The 21,491-nt window shown below is 27.9% G+C and carries 22 protein-coding genes; all 22 read left to right on the plus strand.

Features of this window, described 5'->3' with window-relative positions; translation table 11 throughout:
* Positions 1 to 123: 123 nt before the first annotated feature.
* On the plus strand, positions 124 to 603 hold the full coding sequence (locus B5464_RS03865; protein WP_154066923.1) for a hypothetical protein: 480 nt from the start codon (positions 124 to 126) through the stop codon (positions 601 to 603).
* Positions 604 to 768: 165 nt separating this feature from the next.
* Positions 769 to 1,281, plus strand: coding sequence for a hypothetical protein (locus B5464_RS03870; protein ID WP_154066924.1), 513 nt, complete (start codon positions 769 to 771; stop codon positions 1,279 to 1,281).
* A 168-nt stretch (positions 1,282 to 1,449) separates the two neighbouring features.
* Positions 1,450 to 2,442, plus strand: a complete 993-nt coding sequence (locus tag B5464_RS03875; RefSeq protein ID WP_079737281.1) for a DUF3644 domain-containing protein — start codon at positions 1,450 to 1,452, stop codon at positions 2,440 to 2,442.
* Between the two features lie 165 nt (positions 2,443 to 2,607).
* Complete coding sequence (locus tag B5464_RS03880) at positions 2,608 to 3,180, plus strand: WG repeat-containing protein (protein ID WP_079737282.1); 573 nt, start codon at positions 2,608 to 2,610, stop codon at positions 3,178 to 3,180.
* Positions 3,181 to 3,346: 166 nt separating this feature from the next.
* On the plus strand, positions 3,347 to 4,060 hold the full coding sequence (locus B5464_RS03885; RefSeq protein ID WP_079737283.1) for a class I SAM-dependent methyltransferase: 714 nt from the start codon (positions 3,347 to 3,349) through the stop codon (positions 4,058 to 4,060).
* 343 nt (positions 4,061 to 4,403) lie between these two features.
* Positions 4,404 to 4,883, plus strand: coding sequence for a hypothetical protein (locus B5464_RS03895; protein ID WP_154066925.1), 480 nt, complete (start codon positions 4,404 to 4,406; stop codon positions 4,881 to 4,883).
* 158 nt (positions 4,884 to 5,041) lie between these two features.
* The gene (locus B5464_RS03900) at positions 5,042 to 6,196 is read left to right on the plus strand and encodes a DUF3800 domain-containing protein (RefSeq protein WP_079737285.1); all 1,155 of its coding nucleotides are present in this window, start codon (positions 5,042 to 5,044) and stop codon (positions 6,194 to 6,196) included.
* A gap of 185 nt (positions 6,197 to 6,381) precedes the next feature.
* On the plus strand, positions 6,382 to 6,753 hold the full coding sequence (locus B5464_RS03905; protein WP_079737286.1) for a transposase: 372 nt from the start codon (positions 6,382 to 6,384) through the stop codon (positions 6,751 to 6,753).
* On the plus strand, positions 6,753 to 7,604 hold the full coding sequence (locus tag B5464_RS03910) for an IS3 family transposase (RefSeq protein WP_079737287.1): 852 nt from the start codon (positions 6,753 to 6,755) through the stop codon (positions 7,602 to 7,604). Before B5464_RS03905 ends, B5464_RS03910 begins: the two co-directional genes overlap by 1 nt.
* 51 nt (positions 7,605 to 7,655) lie before the next feature.
* Complete coding sequence (locus tag B5464_RS03915; protein ID WP_079737288.1) at positions 7,656 to 8,255, plus strand: hypothetical protein; 600 nt, start codon at positions 7,656 to 7,658, stop codon at positions 8,253 to 8,255.
* A gap of 883 nt (positions 8,256 to 9,138) precedes the next feature.
* Positions 9,139 to 9,498, plus strand: a complete 360-nt coding sequence (locus B5464_RS03920; protein ID WP_079737289.1) for an EF-Tu/IF-2/RF-3 family GTPase — start codon at positions 9,139 to 9,141, stop codon at positions 9,496 to 9,498.
* A 117-nt stretch (positions 9,499 to 9,615) separates the two neighbouring features.
* Entirely contained in the window at positions 9,616 to 9,783 is a 168-nt protein-coding gene (locus B5464_RS03925) for a hypothetical protein (protein ID WP_154066926.1), read from the plus strand.
* Positions 9,784 to 11,177: 1,394 nt separating this feature from the next.
* Positions 11,178 to 11,930, plus strand: coding sequence for a hypothetical protein (locus tag B5464_RS03930; RefSeq protein ID WP_079737291.1), 753 nt, complete (start codon positions 11,178 to 11,180; stop codon positions 11,928 to 11,930).
* 157 nt (positions 11,931 to 12,087) lie between these two features.
* The gene (locus B5464_RS03935) at positions 12,088 to 13,065 is read left to right on the plus strand and encodes a DUF3644 domain-containing protein (RefSeq protein WP_079737292.1); all 978 of its coding nucleotides are present in this window, start codon (positions 12,088 to 12,090) and stop codon (positions 13,063 to 13,065) included.
* 166 nt (positions 13,066 to 13,231) lie between these two features.
* Positions 13,232 to 13,873 (plus strand): DUF4253 domain-containing protein, encoded by a 642-nt coding sequence (locus tag B5464_RS03940; protein ID WP_079737293.1) that lies wholly within the window; start codon positions 13,232 to 13,234, stop codon positions 13,871 to 13,873.
* Positions 13,874 to 14,672: 799 nt separating this feature from the next.
* Positions 14,673 to 15,464: a hypothetical protein gene (locus tag B5464_RS03945; RefSeq protein ID WP_079737294.1), complete on the plus strand. Its 792-nt coding sequence runs from the start codon at positions 14,673 to 14,675 to the stop codon at positions 15,462 to 15,464.
* 150 nt (positions 15,465 to 15,614) lie between these two features.
* Positions 15,615 to 15,908, plus strand: coding sequence for a hypothetical protein (locus B5464_RS03950; RefSeq protein WP_079737295.1), 294 nt, complete (start codon positions 15,615 to 15,617; stop codon positions 15,906 to 15,908).
* 19 nt (positions 15,909 to 15,927) lie between these two features.
* Positions 15,928 to 16,470, plus strand: coding sequence for a hypothetical protein (locus B5464_RS03955; RefSeq protein WP_079737296.1), 543 nt, complete (start codon positions 15,928 to 15,930; stop codon positions 16,468 to 16,470).
* A 164-nt stretch (positions 16,471 to 16,634) separates the two neighbouring features.
* On the plus strand, positions 16,635 to 17,183 hold the full coding sequence (locus tag B5464_RS03960; RefSeq protein ID WP_079737297.1) for a hypothetical protein: 549 nt from the start codon (positions 16,635 to 16,637) through the stop codon (positions 17,181 to 17,183).
* A 270-nt stretch (positions 17,184 to 17,453) separates the two neighbouring features.
* A complete protein-coding gene (locus tag B5464_RS03965) occupies positions 17,454 to 17,777 on the plus strand; it encodes a helix-turn-helix domain-containing protein (protein WP_079737298.1) in 324 nt (107 codons plus the stop codon).
* The gene (locus B5464_RS03970; RefSeq protein WP_079737299.1) at positions 17,774 to 20,281 is read left to right on the plus strand and encodes a DNA cytosine methyltransferase; all 2,508 of its coding nucleotides are present in this window, start codon (positions 17,774 to 17,776) and stop codon (positions 20,279 to 20,281) included. The genes B5464_RS03965 and B5464_RS03970 overlap by 4 nt, the downstream gene beginning before the upstream one ends.
* Positions 20,278 to 21,480, plus strand: coding sequence for a hypothetical protein (locus tag B5464_RS03975; RefSeq protein WP_079737300.1), 1,203 nt, complete (start codon positions 20,278 to 20,280; stop codon positions 21,478 to 21,480). The genes B5464_RS03970 and B5464_RS03975 overlap by 4 nt, the downstream gene beginning before the upstream one ends.
* The last annotated feature ends 11 nt before the right edge of the window (positions 21,481 to 21,491 follow it).

Here is a 21,491-nt window from a genome sequence, read left to right on the forward strand (position 1 = left end):
ATGTTTTTAAAATTGGAATTGTGCATTTCTTTGGAGAAAAAATATTTTTTTTAAGCTTAATTTTAATATCTGTTTTTTTATTAACAATTGGAAAATTCTCTAAATCAAAAAAATGAAAAGAATATGAGAAGATTTATAATGACATTATTATTTTTTGCTACTATAAACACAATTAATGCTCAAGAAGAATTAAATGTTGCAAAAGGAAAAATTTCTGAATTAAAAGTAAAGAGTAAAAAAATACACGGAATTTCTCTCAACACATACTTTCTAACTGACCTTAATAATGACGGAATTTTTGAAATTATTGAACGAGAGAATAAAGTTGAAAATGATGCACCTGGATTTTTAAATATTGAAATATCCAGTGCGTTTGAATTTGACAAAATTTATAAGTATGAAAAAGGAGAATATGTTGAAAATTATTCTGGTTTCAAAAATTATTTGAGTATTAGAAAAGAACATTATAAACTTTGGAGAAGACTTATCGAAAAGCCTGAAAACTTGAACCGTGACTCAAAAAATTTAATTGCACAAAATAAAAAGTCATTTTTAGAAGAAATAAACGAAATGATTTTATTAATTGAGAAAAAAATGAATTAAAACGTTTTACAACACCGTGTATAAAAAATTGCTTATTTTTAGCTTAACCAAAGTTTGTTGCTTTTTTGTAAACTTCTATTTTCCTGCGGAAAATAGCCGTTCACTTTAAACGCAACTTTCCATAACACAAACACGTTGGGCACAACTAAAAATGGGAAGGTAAAAATGAAAAAAACAAACAATATTGAAAAAATAAATCTGAAATTTTTATGTGTTTTTCTAATGCTGAATTTCCAATTATTTTCTCAAGATTTATTTCCAAAAATTGAGGAATCACTAGTTGATTGTGGAATAACAATTTATAATAAACAAATTGATTTAATTAATGAAAAATTAATAATTGAAACAGATTTAATTACTTCAAAAAATTATTCAAAAATTCTTATTGAAACTTTAAGTGACAAAATTAAAACTTCTGAATATCAAAAAATTGATTTATTAATTAGAGAAAAATATTATAACAATGAAATTTTTTCTTTTGCTAGAACAACTGAAAAATATGGAACTCTATATATGTATGTACTAAAAAACACGAATGGAAATCCTTATTTTGACAAACATATTGTGAAAAAATATAAATATAAAACCATTCTATTTTCTTACTATTCGATTATGGGAAATAATAGAAAAAATTTTGAAAGTTTAGAATGTGTAATGAACAATTTGAAAAAAGAATAAAGCAGTGCCCAACACCGTGTATGTTTTATTGCTTACTAAGTTTTTCTTGCGAAAAACCTCGCACGCATAAAAGTCTGTAATTATTGGTTATTTTTAGCTAAATTTACGCAACAAACCATACACAATAACGTTGTGCGTCATATAACCAAAAACCTGTGAAAATCGAGAATGGCAAGAAAATCAAAATATTCATACCTACTTGAAAAGTCAGTTAATGCAGCAATTTCTGCAATTGAAATTTACAATAAACCTGACTTTAAATATAGAGAGGAAAGTTTTTCTATTTTAATGGTCAATGCTTGGGAAACACTTTTAAAAGCTAAAATTGTATTTGACAACAAAAATGATTTAAAATCAATTAATTTAATTGATACTTCTGCAAGGAAAAAAAATGGAGAGCCATTTAAACGTCCAAAATATAAAGTTAATCGTTCTGGAAATTATATGACGATTGATATTTTCACAGCCATCAAAAAACTTAAACTACAAACAAGGTTAGCGGAAAACATTGAACTTTTAGTTGAAATTAGAGATAATGCAATTCACTTTTTTAATGAAAGTAAATTATTTGAAAAAAAGGTTTTAGAGATTGGAACTGCTAGCTTGAAAAGTTATGTTCAATGTGCAAACGAATGGTTTTCATATGACTTGACTCAATACAATTTTTATTTAATGCCTATTTCCTTTTTTCATTCCTACGAAATGGAAAGCTTTTCTATCGCAAATGAAGATGACCAACACAAAAACTTACTGAAATATATAGAGAAAAAAGAATCTGACTTTCCTTCTGAGTTAAAACAAAAGCATAATATTAGTTTAGTATTAGAAACAAAATTCGTTCGCTCAAAATCAATCGAAAGTATGGCAGTTCGTTATGACAATGACGACCCTAATGCAATAACAGTAAAAGTATCTGCAGAAGAGCAATTTGCAGCAAAATATAAATGGTCATTTAAAGACGACCTTGTTCCTAAATTAAAAGCAACATATCAGGACATAAAATTTGGAAAGGAATTTCGAGAGATTATGAGAGAAATTGAAAATGACGATAAACTATGTGGAAAAAGGTATATGGATTTTAGAATGAAAACGGGAACACCGAGAAAATTTTATAGTCCAAACATTATGAAAGAATTTGACAAACATTATAAAAGAAAATAAATACGAACGCACAACACCGTATATAATTTATTGCTAGTTCTAGCCTACTTACGAAAATCCTCGCGGACTTTCTATTCGATTTTTATTTGCTAAATTAGGTGCTTATAACACGCAACAAACCATATACAACAACGTTGTGGTGCATTTCTCACTCGAACCAAAAAAATGAAGAAAATAATATATATCGTTTTGATTTTGTCACTTTTTTCTTGTTCGAAAAGATTTAAACCAAGTACAAATGAAAATGAATATTCAGAATTAACTGAACTAAATTCTAAAGACACATTATTCAGAATTTCGAAAAGTAAATTTTACGAAATGGGAGATGACTTTGCTTTTATGAATCGAAAAGGAGACACTTTAATTTCATCAGAAAATATCTATTTCACATTTAAAGACACTATAACAACATTCGGAATTATACTTGAAAGAGAGACTTATGATTTAATTGGAATAAATCGGAAAGGAGAAAGAATTTTTGAAGTTTATATGTATGACAATGGGCCTGATTATATTTCTGAAGGTTTATTCAGAATTAAGAAAAACGGAAAAATTGGTTTTGCTAATGAAAAAGGAGAAATAATAATTAAGCCTCAATTTGAATGTGCTTCTAATTTTGAGAATGGAATTGCAACAGTAACTTACGATTGTTATTTGTATTATGACTTGGATGAACATTTACGTTCTGAAAGTGATAGTTGGTTTGAAATAGATAAAACAGGAAAACGAATTGAATAAAAAAACGACACCACAACAACATATATAATTTATTGCTGGCTTTTTGCCTACTTACGAAAATCCTCGCGGATTTTCTTTGTCTGTAATTATTTACTAACTTTATTGCTTAAACTACGCAACAAACCATATATAAACACGTTGCCAATAATTATGAACATTATCACGAATGAAAGAAATATACGAGCCTAAATTTGTTGAAAAGCTATTTGACAAAATGAGTAGTTCGTATTCAAAAATGAATTACATAACCTCATTCGGATTTAGTGAAAGATGGAGAAGACAATGTGTTGAGGAAATTGAAATCGAAAAAGGAAAAATAGTTGTCGATTTAATGACTGGAATGGGAGAATGTTGGAAACATATCTTAAGAAAATCGGACAAAAACTCAAAACTAATCGGACTTGACTTCTCAACAGAAATGACAAATCGTGCAGAGAAGAATAAATTGAAATTGAAAAAACATTCGGTTGAAATTCTTAAAGAAAACGTTTTTGACAATTCAATCGAAAATGAAACTGCTGATTATGTTATTTCAGGATTCGGACTAAAGACATTTAATGATGAACAACTTGGAGAATTAGCTAATGAAATTAGCCGAATTTTAAAACCAGACGGAAGATTTTCGCTAATTGATGTTTCTGTTCCTAAAAGAAAAATCTTGAAACTTTTTTATATGTTTTACTTGAAAAATATTATACCGATTTTAGGCAAAGTATTTCTCGGAAACCCAGAAACTTATAAAATGCTTGGAGTTTATACAGAGGAATTTGGGAATTCAAAAAACACACATCGCATTTTTAACAGACCTGAATTTGAGGTTGAATATGTGGAATATTTTTTCGGTTGTGCAAGCGGAATTAAAGGAAGAAAAATAAAATAACTATTGGCAACAACGTGTATAATTAATTGCTTCTTTTAGCTCACTTGGAAAATCCTTCGGATTTTCGCCGTTCGTGATTTATTTAGTAGATTAGTTGCTCAAACACGCAACTAATCATAACACAAACACGTTGTAAAACATTAAGAACGAAAATAAATGAAGTTAATATTAATAATTTTTCGATTCTCAATAGCTCTGATTTTAGGTTGTGGGATTATTTATGTTTTTAAAATTGGAATTGTGCATTTCTTTGGAGAAAAAATATTTTTTTTAAGCTTAATTTTAATATCTGTTTTTTTATTAACAATTGGAAAATTCTCTAAATCAAAAAAATGAAAAGAATATGAGAAGATTTATAATGACATTATTATTTTTTGCTACTATAAACACAATTAATGCTCAAGAAGAATTAAATGTTGCAAAAGGAAAAATTTCTGAATTAAAAGTAAAGAGTAAAAAAATACACGGAATTTCTCTCAACACATACTTTCTAACTGACCTTAATAATGACGGAATTTTTGAAATTATTGAACGAGAGAATAAAGTTGAAAATGATGCACCTGGATTTTTAAATATTGAAATATCCAGTGCGTTTGAATTTGACAAAATTTATAAGTATGAAAAAGGAAAATATGTTGAAAATTATTCTGGTTTCAAAAATTATTTGAGTATTAGAAAAGAACATTATAAACTTTGGAGAAGACTTATCGAAAAGCCTGAAAACTTGAACCGTGACTCAAAAAATTTAATTGCACAAAATAAAAAGTCATTTTTAGAAGAAATAAACGAAATGATTTTATTAATTGAGAAAAAAATGAATTAAAACGTTTTACAACACCGTGTATAAAAAATTGCTTATTTTTAGCTTAACCAAAGTTTGTTGCTTTTTTGTAAACTTCTATTTTCCTGCGGAAAATAGCCGTTCACTTTAAACGCAACTTTCCATAACACAAACACGTTGTAGCTAATTAAAGACGAACTTTGGAAAAAGCGAAAATATTTATCGATGAATTTGGAAATTCGCATTTAGACCTTTCTAAAAAAGGAACATTTAGTCATTTTGTATATGCGTCTGTAATTATACCAGAATCTGAAGTTGACAATGCAAGAATCTTACGAAAAGAAATATGTAAAAAATTCAGATTAGGAAATGATATTAAATCAAAAAATATTGGAGACAAAAAGTATTTTCAAAAAAGACTAGATATTCTAAATTACTTAATAGAAAATTTAGACTTCTCAATTGACGTTTTAGTAATTGACAAAGATAAATTAGATAAAGATGAAGGTGGTTTAAGGTTTAAAAAAACATTCTATAAATATTTTCAAAAAGTACTAATCAGAAAATACAATCAAGTTTATAGCTCATATAATATTTATTTAGATAAACTAGGTTCTGATGATTTCAGAACTGAGTTAGTTAATTTCATAGATAATAATGGAACTCAAAGAGATTTATTTAATCCTGATAGAACATTTGAACTCTCAGATGACAAAACTGATGAAAAATTAGTCCAATTAGCTGATATAATAGCAGGTTCGTTAGGTCGCCTTTTTTGTTTAAGTCATTACAATCCTGAAAGTTCTAAAATTTACGAAATTCTACACACAAGAATGTCTGTTAGTTATTATCCATATTTAAAAATTAGTAATAAAGAAATTAAAAAAACTAAAACTTTAAGTAAGGAAATAAGTCAGTTAAATCTTGAATCATTAAAAAACTATTTAGAATCCTCTAAAAAAAGTGAAGATGCTCTAAAAAGAAGATTATTGGAATATTTATATACAAATTCAAAAATTGATTCGGAAAGACTTGTTCCTAGTTATGAACTAATTAATTTTTTGAAAAACTTCTCAAAAACTATAACGGAAGATAAACTCAGATTATTAATTAGAGATTTAAGATATGAAGGATTATTTATTATTAGTCATTCTGGAAAACCAGGTTATAAATTAGCTTCAAATTATTCCGACATTGAACAGCATTTTAGCCATTTTATGAAATATATAATTCCAATGTTAAATAAAATAAAGATTTTAAATCAAAATATTTCACAGTTATCATTTAATAAAATCAATCCATTAGAGAAAGACAATCAATTTGAAAGAATAAAGAAACTAATAGAACAATTATAATAACTAGCTACAACACCGTATATAATTTATTGCTAGTTCTAACCTACTTACGAAAATCCTCGCGGATTTTCTATTCGGTTTTTATTTGCTAAATTAGGTGCTTAAAACACGCAACAAACCATATACAACAACGTTACCTGCAAGCTACACCCGTCCTGAAATAAGGCTACATAATTTTAAACATTATGTATAGAAATGACAAAGTAATTAGACGTTACAGTGAACCTTTTAAATTAAAAATTTTAGCCGAACTTACAATCGGAAAACACACAAAGAGCGAACTTTGTAAACTCTACTCTATTGCACCTACAACCGTTAATGAGTGGATTAAAAAGTACAATCGTAAAGACTTAATGAACACCAGAGTAAAAGTGGAGACTAAAGACGAAATATCCAGAATTAAAGCTCTTCAAAAAGAGGTTGAGCAACTAAAAAAACTACTACTTAAAAAAGATCTCGATGCTATGGTAGAAGAATCCTATTTAGAAGTAGCTGCTGAAGATTTAGGTTATAAATCTATTGCTGAACTAAAAAAAAAGTTAAGTATAAAGCCTTAATAAAAGCTAAAGAGAAATCTAAGAAATTTGCGTCTTTAACGACTATAACTCATTGTTTTGGACTTAAACGTGATGCGTATTATAAATACAAATCTAGAGCTGATAAACGTTTAATATTAGAACAACAGATTATAAATATTGTTAGAAAAAGACGCAAATCTCTTCCTAGAGAAGGTGTGCGTAAACTTACTAAATCTTTAGATGTAGATTTTAATAAAGTAAATATTAAAGTTGGTAGAGATACTTTATTTAATGTCCTTAGAAAACACCAAATGCTAACACTTAGAAGGAAAACTAGTGCCAGAACAACAAACTCATATCATCGATTTTATAAATATAATAATATTATAAAAGACTTAAAAATTACAAAATCTAATCAGGTTTGGGTAAGTGATATAACTTACATAAGAACCGTAAAAGGATTTTGTTACTTAGCTTTAATAACAGATATGCACTCTCGAAAAATTGTTGGTTACGACCTTAGTGATAGCTTGGAACTTAAAGGATGTGTGAGAGCGCTAAATAAGGCGATTTATAAAGCTAAAAACATTAATGGGCTTATTCATCATTCAGACAGAGGGATACAATATTGCAGTAATGTATATACTCAAATATTAAAAAGAAAGAAAATAGACATCAGTATGACTGAAGAAAATCATTGTTATGAAAACGCAATGGCTGAACGTGTAAATGGTATTTTAAAAGATGAATTTTATCTAGACCAAACCTTTGATAATGTGGCACACGCAAAGAGAGCTACAAAAAATGCAATTAATTTATACAACGAGATAAGATTACACTTATCTTTAGACTATAAAACACCAAATATGGTATATAAATTATCAGCTTAATTCAATTTTAACCTGTAGCCATATTTCAGGACAAGACAGCTAAACAAACCTATGAACTTCGAATTAGAAGATAAACTTAACGAATATGTAAAACGGAATGATTTAGATTCTGCGATACAAATTGCGGAATCAGAATTGAGCAAGATTTCTGAAACGGAATTTCACCAACTAATTGGAATGAATCTTCTGCATTTGGAATCTGAATTAAGCGAATTTATTTCCAAATTTTATTCAGGTGTAAAACTGAAATACACTTTTAGTTTTACAAAAAATCTGAAAGCCTTTTATTGCGAAATGAACGGATTTACTATAAATTACGACAGATGGTTTATAGACTTGTTTTCGTTTAGCGAAATCGGAAAAGAGGATTATGAATGGTTAGCGGATTTTGACAATCATACGAATAAGGACTTAACCATAACTGGATTTGAAAAACTTCAAAAAATTTACGAAGACGTTTATAAAAATCAAAAATTCAACATTTCAGAAATTGAACAAGCTTATGAAATTGCGGAATTATTAATCATATTACGATTGCAAGAGCTTTTTAGGGAAACATATAAAAAAGCTAAAGAAAACGGAAAAAAATGGAGCGATTTACCAATGTTCGTAACTGCACACGATTATGAAATGATTTATAAAATAAACTGAATTGAATAAAAGCCTGCAGGTAACACCGTGTATAATTAATTGCCTGGTTTTAGCCAATTTACGAAAGTCCTCGCGGACTTTCTATCTGTGATTTATTTGCTAACTTTAGTGCTTAAAACACGCAACTAATCATACACAACAACGTTGTAAAAAACTGGCTGAAAGTATAATTTAAGAACAGCAGATATTTAAAAATACATTTAGCTTTAAAGTCTGAAAACTCGAAAAAACGAAATAAAACGTTTGAAAAATTAGTTTTTTGGAACACTCTCTCGCGAATCAAAATTTTGAAAAAAATTAGAAGGTTTTTAGAATTTTAAGAAAAGAAAAATAGTTCTTTTCCTTCAGATTTTTAAAACGCAAAAAAAAGGAAAAAGTTTACGGAATTTAGCTTGTTTGAAAATATCTGAAAACTTGAAACTTATTTACTGTTTGAAGCTAAAATGGCGGAATTAAGCAAAGTGCTAAGTAAAAGTCGGAGAAATTCGTTCTTAAAGACAAATTTAGAAAGGCTGAGAGATTTCTAAGAGTAAAATAAAGGTTTACTCATATTCTGAATTAAAAACTTGTGAAAACGCTGAAAAATAAAAATTGCGGAATTTATTCAGAAACTCAAAAAAGGAAAAAAAGAAATAGGTAATTTATAACTTGTAAAGTGGAAATTAAACACGCATTTTACAACACCTTGTATAAAAAATTGCTAAATTTGGCTTAATCAAAAGTTTGCACTTTTTAATAAACTCTATTTTTCCTGCGGAAAAATGCCGTTCATTTTAAACGCAAATTTCCATACAAAACAACGTTGGCATTCATTGGCGAGCGAAATCAAAATCACGTTAAAAATGAAAGAAATAATTTATATTGAAATTTAGTATTCATTAAAATGAGAAAATTAAAAACCATTCTATTTATAATCGGAATTTTAAGTTTTGGATGTAATAATAGTAAGAAAAATAATGAATCAATGGAATTTAAGATGGTAATACAAGACGTGTTTAATATCAAAACAAATTCAGGTCCAACTGTAACTGGAAAAATTGAAAAAGGAAATATCACTTTGGGAGAAAAAATTATTCTTGTTTCAAACAGTTCTGAAATTATCGTTGAAGTTACTAAACTTGAAAAATTTGAACAAGAGAATTTACAACAAGTTAAAGCAGGAACAGATGATGTTGGAATTACAATTAGCGGAATATCCTTTGACAAAATTAAGAAAGGTGATATTTTAATTATAAAACATTAAAGGACCTATTCAAATCACTCTTTCGGAGTTTTGAAAGTTGCGGAATTGCTCACTCAATCGGAATTGAATAAGTTTGCGGAATAAAATATTGAATAAATTTACTTGAAAATAAAAAATATGAATAAATCACAAATTATTGGAATTGGAATTGGGGTTGTCGGAATTATGGCTTATTTTTTAACTGAAAATGGTGTAATTCACACAATTTCAGGAGCATTATGTGCAGTTTCTTTAGGTTTTATTTTTAAATATATACCTTTTAAAAGAAAAAATATATCGGAATAAAAACAACGAAATGCCAACACCATATATAATTTATTGCTGGCTTTTTGCTTACTTTCGAAAATCCTCGCGGATTTTCTTTGTCGGTAATTATTTACTAAATTAGGTGCTTAAACCACGCAACAAATCATATATAAACACGTTGTAAAAAACTGGGCGAAAGTATAATCCGAAAACAAAAGTTCTTTTAATAAACATTGTGATTTTAAATTCCAAAGGCGGAAAATTTATTTGAAAATGACTAATTAGAAATACTCTCTCTCGCGTGAAAAATTTTGTGTTTTTAGAGTTTTAAAAATAATTGTTTGAGTTAGGAGTTTTAAAATATAAAAAAAAGGAAAAAAATTGAGGAATTTAGCTTGTTTGAAAATATCTGAAAACTTGTAACTATTTAATGTTTGAAACTAAAATTGCGGTGTTAAGCAAAGTCCTGAGTAATAGTCGGAGAAATTCGTTCTTAAAGACTAATTTAAAAAGACTGAGAGATTTCTAAGAGTAAAATAAAGGTTTAATTAAAATCTTCTTAAAGCTCGGAAAATCAAAATTTCAGAATTTGCTCAGAAACTAGAAAAAAAAAAAAAAGAAATAATAATTTTACAACTTGTAAAGTGGAAATTAAACACGCATTTTACAACACCTTGTATAAAAAATTGCTTAATTTGGCTTAATCAAAAGTTTGCTCTTTTCTGTCTACTCCTATTTTCCTGCGGAAAATAGCCGTCGACTTAAAACGCAAATTTCCATACAAAACAACGTTAGAGAAAACAGTGCCAAACGAAGTTTAGTGCATTTTAATTGCTGAATTACCTCAACCTCGACAATCAAAATACTTGCTAAATATTAGAAATAAAGTTCTTTTTTTGGGATTTAAACGCATCAAAAGATTCTGAATATTTAATAGCGAATTGAAACCAGAAACTGAATTGGTAATCGCTTGATTAAAAGCGAAACTTTTTATCCGTTTTTTTTTGAGTTGTTTATAAGTGAAGTGTTGGTAGTTTATTTGGAAAATATTCGTTTGCGTTCTGATTCAATCTAATCCAAAAAAAGTTAATTGCTTATCCACCTTTTTTTCTAAATCTAAATGCTAAAAAAACTTAGTCCATTTTTGCTTGAAAACTGTATTTTAAGTAAATATTTGGCAACTTAGTTCAATTGCATTCTGCTTCGATTTTTAACAAAAAAAAGAAACAAGTATTTTAAGATAAGTAATTGATTTACTTTTACTTTTGGTGGCACTGCTATATCTAACAACGTGTATTAAAAATTGCTGCTTATAGCAGATTTACGAAACTTTTCCGTTTTTTTCTAAGTAAGTATTTATTTGTGTACTTTAGTGTTTAGAAACGCAAAATTCAATACACAAATGCGTTCTACACCATTTAAAACAAACTAGATTGGAAGAAATTAAAAATTGGCTGAATTCAAACATAGGAGTTCTAAACGTAATCATCTTTTTTTCGACTTTAGCAGTCGGATTTTTAAGCGGAATATTTAAATCTATTGTTAAAAGACCAAGATTTAATATTAGAATAATTCCGAAAATGACTTATGGTTCAGTTTTTTTAACTGGAGAAAAGTATACACCACCAAAGTTTGGAACATATGATGTTCATAAAACAGCTTTTGTTGTTTATTTAGAAATAACAAACCGTGGAACTGCTGATTCTTCAATTGGAAAAATCAGAATTGGGTATTACAAAGATGATGGAAAAAGGAAATTATTTCAAAAAAGATTATGGATAAAAGAATCTAATATTTTGGATTTATTTGCAATTCCAACAGGAGATGAAAAATCTCTTGTTACACCAAATTTAAGACAAGTAAACCCTGAAACTGAAGATAGATATAGTGGGTTTTTGAGAATAGGAAACTCTAAAAACGGAACTTGTTATTTTGAACAGTCATCAAGTTGGGGAAATCATTATCCGAGACGAGATGAAAATGGAAATACGGAATTGAAAATAGAAATCAAAGACGCTTTTGGAAATAAATACAAAAAGAAATTTAAAGTACCAATAGTAAATTTCGATAAAGCTATAAGATATAATCCAAAATTTGGAATGACACATTTTCTGCTTGATAAGGATGTTAAAGATATTATTGGAAATCAAGAAAAAGAAAATATAGGAGGAGAAACATCTGAATAAAAAACGGTGTAGAACACCGTGTATAATTCATTGCTAGTACTCGCCTACTTACGAAAATCCTCGCGGATTTTCTATTTGGTTTGTATTTGCTAATTTAGTTGCTGAAACACGCAACGAAATCATACACAAACACGTTAGGGCACATTAGAAAAAACGAATGGCAACAAGAAATAGAAAAGTAAAATCAGTAAAAACTGAACTTCTAACAAAATCTAGAGAAGCAATGCTTTCTGCTGTTCAAATATTTAACAATCCAAATATTCAGTTCAAATCCGAAAGTTTTATTGTTTTATCAAACATTGCTTGGATGTATTTATTACACGCATATTATCGTGATAAGAAAATTGAGTATAGATATCACGATGTTGTCAATACACGAAAAAGGTATCATAGAACAAAAAGAGGAGCATATAAATATTGGGAATTAGAAAGATGTTTAAACGAAGAAAAAAGTCCCATTGACAATATAACTGCATCAAATTTGAGGTTTTTAATCGGGCTTCGTCACGAAATTGAACATCAAATGACAACCAAAATAGATGAATATTTAAGTGCAAGATTCCAATCTTGTTGTTTGAATTATAATTTATTTATCAAAAAACTCTTCGAATCAAAATATGCAATTGACAAGCATCTTTCAGTTTCTTTACAGTTTTCAACAATTAATGAAGAACAAACAGAAAAATTAAAAGAATTTACTGACTTACCTAAAAATATTGCTACTTATATAAATGATTTTGATGACAAACTAAGCGATGAATTATATAATGATATTAGGTTTTCATATAGAGTCTTGTACGTTCCAAAATCAGCAAATAATAAAGGACAAGCAGATAAAGTGATTGAATTTATTCCAGCCAACACGCCAGAAGCTGAAGGGCTAAATAAAGAATATGTACTAATAAAAGAAAAGGAAAAGCAAAAACATCTTCCATCTAATATTGTTGCATTAATGAAAAAGAAAGGGTTTAATAAATTTAGTGTTCATAAACATACTCAACTTTGGAAAAAATTAGACGGAAAAAATCCTTCTAAAAATTACGGAGTTAGTGTAGAAGGTGCTTGGTATTGGTATGATCATTGGCTTAAGATAGTAGAAGAACATTGTAAAAAGAATAAATTAAATCTGGAATAAAAACGTGCCCTAACACCGTATATAATTTATTGCTGGCTTCTTGCCTACTTGCGAAAGTCCTCGCGGACTTTCTTTGTCCGTAATTATTTACTAAATTAGTTGCTTGAAACACGCAACAAACCATATACAACAACGTTGTAACCAATACAAGAAAAATTCGAACTAAATGAAAAAGGTATTTATAATTATGGGAATTTTATCAATTTTTGGTTGTGGAGCAAAAAATCTCTCACCAAAAGAAACTGAATTAGTGAATAAGTTAGGCTTTGAAATCGAACTTATAAAAGAACTGAAAAAAGAAACGAAAAATGAATTAATTCAGTTACCAGGAATCGACCAAGAAACCGGAGATATTTTGGAGCAATTTCATAACGGAATTAACTCGATAACTTCAGAAGAAAAAGGAAATTCTATAGTTCGAAAACTTAAAGAAAAATTTAGAAAAAAAGGATATTTAATATTTGTTTACACTGGAATAGACGATTTAAGAAGTATTGGAATAATAAAAGGGAAAAATGACCTCGATATTTTACGTTATAGAAGAACAGATGGAATTAATCACGATTTAGAAAATCAAGATATTGTTTCAAAAATATCTGAATGGAATGATAAGTTTGGGCTGAACATAATTGGATGTGGAAGAGATTGGCTTGAATTGGAATTTAAGAAAATGCCAGCAGATTTAGATGAATTTTCAAAAGAAGTTTATGAATTTTGCCCTGATTCTGTTGACCAAGGTGTTGGAGAAATCGAAAACTTGAAATTAATGATTAAGCAAATGAACGGACTTTGGTTATGGTGGGATTAAAAGTACTGGTTACAACACCATACAAAATTAATTGCTTGCTTCTTGCCTACTTACGAAAATCCTCTCGGATTTTCTTTGTCAGTAATTATTTATTAACTTTATTGCTTAACCACAGCAACTAACCTTGTACAAACACGTTGTATTTAACGGCGGAATTTCAGCCAGAAATTCCTAATTTGTGTTTTAGGAGTTCTAAAAAGTAAATTAACATAATTATACGCCGAAAAGAAATACTCAAAAGCTAAAAATGAAAATATATTCTCCTCCATTTTAAGAGAAAATTGCACCGTTAAAAATTATTTAAGACTAGTTTAGAAATAGAATGAAAAATTAAAGATTCATTTAAAACTTAAAATTTGAGCGGGAAAAAAATCTGTGGAAAGAAAGGATTTTAGCGCAACGGCGGAGATCTAAAAATTGAATAAAACGGAAAAATTAAAGAATCATTTAAAAATAAAATTTGAGCTGGAAAAAACTGTGGAGAGAAAAGATTTTAGCACAACAGCGGAATTTAAAGCAGAAAACAGGAAACAGGAAATTTGAGCATTGAAAGCGGGAAAAATATTGAGCTTTGAAGCGGGAAAAAAGAGCGGAATAAAATTTCAAGTAGAAAGATTATTTAGAACTCAAAACCGCTAAATACAACACCGTATATAATTTATTGCTGGTGATTTACAAACTTACGAAAATCCTTAGGGGATTTTCTATTCCGTTTTTATTTACTAAATTAGTTGCTCGAAATACGCAACAAATCATATACAAAAACGTTGGGCTTCATTTCTCACTCGAACTCAAAAAAATGAAAAAGAAGATAATAATTACATTTTTTTTAATTTTAATTATTCTAGCTGGAATGTTTAGTTGGAAATATTTGAATTGGAAAAAAAGCCTATATGAACAACCTGCTTCTTTAGATTTATTTATAGCTCAATCATTCTTTGAAAAAGATGAAGAAAGACCTTGGGCTGAATTTTGGGATAACAGTTGGAATAAAGTTACAAATGAAAATGAAAGAACAATTGAATGGATTTCAAATTCAAAAGATTTTGAAAAAATAGATTCAATATATCTTGGTTTTAAAAATGCCACAAATGAAAAATTCTATTATGTAACTTGGGGTGAACCAAATTCGAGAATTAGAATTAGTTATAATGTCTTCAAAAACGGAAAAATTGATTCTATTCCTTTTGAAGGTTTTGGTTGTGGAACTGGAATTTATATTACTCCTTTAGAAAAAGGAGAAGTTGCAGGTGGAAAGTTTTTGAATCCAATTTTATATAATCCATATTCAGGTTATCCATTACCAGTAAAAAATGAAATATTTCCAAAATTATTTAAAGAAATATATGGAGATTCAATTGCTATAAAATTTGAACAAGCAACTTATAGTTTACCTTGGAATAAAATTCCGTCACAAATGATGGAATCAAAAGAAATCATTATTTCAACAGAAAAACTTATTGAAAATTGGAAAAAATCAGAATTAAAATTAAGTAAGGAATTTGATAAAGAATATGAAAACAGTTATTATTTCGAAGAAAATGGAATTTACAAATTAAGTTCTTTATTTGAAAAAAAGCAGGAAAAATAAAAACGAAAGCCCAACACCTTGTATAATTTATTGCTTGCAAAAAGCATACTTACGAAAATCCTCGCGGATTTTCTTGGTTTGTGTTTTATTTACTAACTTTATTGCTTAAAACCGCAACAAACCATACAAAAACACGTTGGCAAACATTTAATGAAAGCGAAAAATCAAATATTTGAAATAATAAATACCTTAAAAGTCAAAGAGAAAACATTCCATTTTCTCGGTGAATTAATTAAAAATAATACTACAATTGATAATCGAGAAACAGATAAATTAAAATATGAATTTAGCGGAATTGAGATTAAAATACCTAATGATTTTAATGGCAGAATAGTTATTATTGGAAAGGTTAATATTTTTGAAAAAAATAAAATTGGATTTTACGAATATCACTTAAATATTTCTGGAGAATTTTTAGATGAATTTTATGTGTTTTCCGAATAAAAAAATGAATATAAACTAAATGGGATTTGGATTTAATCTTGGAATGATTTTCATAATTCTTCCTTTAACTTTAATACTTTTTTTATTGGGAGCATTCAGTAAAAAAGAAGGGTTTTTTAAAGCAATTGGTTGTATTTGGATACCATTTTTTTGTCTGATTGGACTATTCTTAATTGCGAGCTTATTTCCTGATACAAGTTTTCTTGAAAAGGACGATTATTATGGAGAATATACAATCGACCGAAACTTTTTCAAAGGAAAACAAGCTGATTGGCAATACAACCATTTTAAAATGGAAATAACTGAAAACGATTCTATTTTTCTTTATACAATGGAAAACGAAAAAATAATTTCAATAAATAAAGGAACAATATCAACTGTAAAACCATATAGTTCTGAAAGACTCGTTCTGAAAATGAATGAACCTAATCACCATATTACTGAAACTAATCCGACAACTTATCGAAAAAGTTGGTGGAATTTTTATTTAGTTTTTAAATCTAAAAAGTTTCATAATATGTATTTTAGAAAAGGAAAGTGGGAAAAAATAAAAACAGAATAAAAACGATTTGCCAACACCGTGTAAAATTAATTGCTGGTTTTAGCCAATTTACGAAAGTCCAAACGGACTTTCTTGGTTCGTGTTTTATTTACTAAATTCACTGCTTAAAACACGCAACTAATCTTACACAACAACGTTGCCAACTATTTAGGAAAACACTCTGAATGAAAAAAATTATCTTAGAATATAGATTTACTAATCATCAGAAAATTACATTTTTACTTTATCTTGGAGCTCCTTTTTTAATTAAAATTTTCTTTTTGTTCAAAAATAATTTAAGTCCGAAAGATTATTTAATTCTTTCACTTTGCATTATTTGTTATCTATTCCTAATATCAATAGCATTTCTGAAAAGAGGGCTCTTGAAAAGAAATTCAAATCTTTATATTGGTTCATTTTTTTTAGGAGAATTGTTTTTTAAAAAACGAATTGACATTTCTAAAACACCGAAATTAGCAGTGTTGAAATTTAGGAAATCTCAAAAACTTGCTTGGTTTAGTGATGCAAAACCAGATTTAGCAGATATATATAAAACCTTTGAAATTAACATTTTGAATGAAAGACATACAAAACGTGAATCAATATTAAATTTGAAAAAGAAGGAATACGTTAAACCAACAATTGAATTTTTAAGCTCAAATTTTGATTTGAAATATGAGAAATATAATCCGAATTTTAGAAAAAAAACAGTTGGCAACAACGTGTATAATTAATTGCTGCTTTTAGCTCACTTGGAAAATCCTTCGGATTTTCGCCGTTCGTGATTTATTTAGTAGATTAGTTGCTTAAACACGCAACTAATCATAACACAAACACGTTGTACACAAGCTCCGAAAAGCCACCACAAAGTCAAGCACATTTCATTTTTTTCGTGCCTCAAAAAATAAAAAGAGCTTGCCTTTTCCCACCACCACCCGAAAATAAACAGAACAACTTGATATAAAAATCGCAATTTATTATTACATTTGCTAAAAATAGGTCAAATGGCAAGTTTCGGACATTATATAAAAACTGAAAGAGAAAAACGAGAATGGACACAAACCGAACTCGGAATAAAAATAGGAATCAATACAAGTGCGATATGTCGTATTGAAAATGAAAGTCAAAAATTTAGTAAAACGAAATTGAGAAAATTAGCTGAACTCTTTCAAACCGATTTGCAAACCGTAACTGATTTATTTTTTGCAGATAAATTCGTTAAAGAAGCAATGAAATATAAATGTTCTGAATCTATTTTTTCAGTTGCAGAAGATACTGCTAACTATTATCGAAATGTAAACGTAAAACAAGGGAAATTAGAATTATGAAAAAACCATTAACATACATCAGCTTATTTAGCAGTGCTGGAGTTGGATGCTATGGCTTCAAACAAAATGGTTTTGAATGTATAGCAACAAATGAACTTCTACCAAAACGCTTAAAAATTCAACTTTACAACAATAAATGTAAATATGAAACTGGATATATCCCTGGAGATATTTCAAATTCAGATGTTAAGAAAAAACTTTTTTCTGAATTAAAATTTTGGCAAGAAAAACATAAAATAAAAGAACCTGACGTGATTATTGCAACTCCTCCTTGCCAAGGTATGTCTGTTGCAAACCACAAGAAGAACAATGAAAAATCAAGAAACTCATTGGTTATTGAATCTATAAAAGTAACACAAGAAATACTTCCTAAATTTTTCATTTACGAAAATGTAAGAGCATTTTTAAATACAATTTGTACAGATGTTGATGGTATAGATAAACCTATTAAAGAAGCAATAAAATATAATCTTGGTGGTCAGTATAATATTCTTACTAAAATTGTAAACTTCAAAGAATATGGTTCAAATTCTAGTCGAACAAGAACTTTAGTAATTGGTATTAGAAAAGATATTCAAGATGTTTCACCTTTTGATATATTTCCAAAAAAACAAAAAGCAAAAACTTTACGTCAACTTATTGGGGATTTACCACGATTAGAAGAAATGGGTGAAATATCTGAAGATATTTTTCACGCTTATCGTGAATTTGACAAAAGAATGCTTCCTTGGATTGAAAATTTAGAAGAAGGTCAATCTGCTTTTGAACAAACTGACGAATTAAGGATACCTCACAGAATCATTGATGGAAAGTTAGTTCCAAACAAAAGTAAAAATGGGGATAAATATGCAAGATGGTATTGGGAAAAAGAAGGTCCTTGTGTGCATACAAGAAATGATATCTTGTCAAGCCAAAACACAGTTCACCCAACAGATAACCGAGTATTCTCGATAAGAGAACTTATGCGAATGATGTCTATTCCAGAAAGTTTTGAATGGTTTAATGTAAGTACGAAAGATTTAAACGAAAAAACAGATTTAGAAAAAAAACTATTTCTAAAAAAAGAAGAATTAAACATAAGACATTGTCTAGGTGAAGCTGTTCCAACTGGTGTTTTTAAAAGTATTGCTTCTAATATTAAAAACTTTTACAAAAAAGAAAAAATATCAAGTACTGAAATCAAAAGTATCATTGAAGAAAATAAATTAAATATTACAGAAAATTTAATTCTGTTCATAAAAGAAAACTTTAACAAACTATCATTAGAAAACATCTTTTTAATTGCAGAGTTTTCTAATTCTGAAAGGCAAGAAACCTCTGCTTATTTCACAAGAAAAGACATTGCTTTTTCAGTAATTAAAGATTTACCAGAATTTAAAAAGAAAAAGAAAATTAGGATTTTAGAACCTTCTGTTGGTGTTGGTAATTTCATTCCTCAATTAATTGAAAAATATAAAGACAAAGAAGAAATAGTTATTGATGTTTGTGATATTGATAATAACTCATTAAGAGTATTAAAAACTATTTTAGAAAAGATTAAAGTACCCAAAAACTTCAAAATAAATCTGAAAAATGTAGACTTTCTATTATGGAATACTAAATTAAAATATGATTTAGTTGTCGGAAATCCTCCGTATAAAAAACTAACAAAAAACAAAGGATTACTTGACAGGTATAGATTTGATTTGCAAAATACAGATACCAATAACTTGTTTTCTTTTTTTATTGAAAAATCAATAAGATTAGGTAATTATATTTCTCTAATTGTTCCTAAAAGTCTTTTAAATTCTCCAGAATTTAATAAAACTCGAAAACTAATTAACACTCACAATCTAGAAAAAATTTGTGATTATGGAGAAAAAGCGTTTAAAGGTGTAAAAATAGAAACTGTTAGTTTTTTAGTTAATACTATCAAAACAGAAAAATCTGATAACATTAATATTGAAAGTTATATTAATAAAAAATACTCTCTAAAGAGTAAAATATATATTTTATCTAATGACTTTCCATATTGGTTAATATATAGAAGCCAAAACTTCGATAAAATTGCTTCAAAAATGAAACTTGACATATTCCAAAGTTTTAGAGATAGACAAATAACAAAGTCATTAACTAAAAACAATGGAGAAATAAGAGTTTTAAAAGCTAGGAATATTGGTAATAATGAAATTAAAGACCTTGTAAACTATGATTGTTACGTAGATAATTTAGAAAACTTGGCAGTTTCAAAATATATAAATGAAAATGATGTTGTAATGGTTCCTAATTTAACTTATTACCCAAGAGCAACATTCTTACCTAAAAACACAATTGTTGATGGTTCAGTTGCTTTATTAACCTTAAAAAACGGAAGTAGATTACCAACTGAACAAGATTTAGAATTTTATAGTACAAAAGAATTTGAAAATTATTACAGAGTAGCAAGAAATCACGGAACACGTTCATTGAACATAGATAACAATTCTGTGTTTTTCTTTGGACTTTTAAAAGAATTATCTGAATGATAGAAAATATTAACAACCACTTGCAAGAAGTTGACTTTGACGTAAGAAAAAGTAAAGATGCAAGGTTTATGGACCAAAAAGTAACACCTGACGTTTTAAGTATCATTGCAGATTGTGTTGTAAATTTTGATGCTGACAGAAATATTGAATTTACTAAAGATGATATTTGGAACGACAATTATTTCAATACAAATGTAAAAGGCATTTTTAATAAACCTGATGCTCAAAATGAAACAACTCGTCAAGAATATGATAAATTCACTTCTCAACCATTGAGGACTTTAGCATATTCAGGAGTTTTAGAAATGCGAAAATCTGGTAATAAAAACCTTTACAAAATAGCAAATAAATCCATCCTTGAATTTATTGGAATGAAAGAGAGAAATGCCTACATTTTTCTTTACCACTATTTAGAAAAAGTTTTGTCAGATAGTAATCTACTAAGATTTTTTGAAGATTTTAAAGACAAATGTATAGCTGGAACTATAGACAATGCTGAATTTCAAGATTTGAAAACTCGTTTTCAAAGATTTATAATTGGTAATACACCAATTAATGGAACTACAGAAGTAAATAGAATTTTTCCAAAAATCTTAAATATTTACGCTTGTGAAAACAATATTTTTGGAACAATTAAAGGTCGTTTATCTAAAAGACAAATCTATTACACTGATTTGATGTATAATCGTCCTAATTGGAGAGATATTGATAAAAACAAAGGCATTTCAAGAACAGAAGCAATTTCTGAACACGAAAACCTAATGATTGAACAAAATGAATCTTATTCAGATTACCAAGTCCAAAAGGCTATGAATATGATTCGTAAAATGTATACTCAAAGTGAAGTTACTGACCAATGGTCAAATGGAGAAGCGACTCAAATACATCATATTTTTCCAAAAGCAGATTTTCCACAATTAGCTCATTATTTAGAAAATTTAATAAAATTAACACCAACACAACATTACACAAAAGCACATCCAAGTAATAAAACACAGCAGATAAATAAAGACTACCAACTTGTTTGTTTATTAGCCAAGACTGATAGTATAGAGCAATCTTTGAATAAAGGTGAATTTGTTTACCGAAAAGAATCTTTAATTTACGTTGTAAATACAGGACTAACAGAAAATTTGGAAATTGACCTAGATTTTAGAACAATAAAAAGAGAATTAAGTAGAATTTATAACGCAGCTTAAAACTAAAAAAT

Origin of the sequence: Polaribacter sp. KT 15, from assembly GCF_900143115.1 — a bacterium.
Classification (GTDB): domain Bacteria; phylum Bacteroidota; class Bacteroidia; order Flavobacteriales; family Flavobacteriaceae; genus Polaribacter; species Polaribacter marinaquae.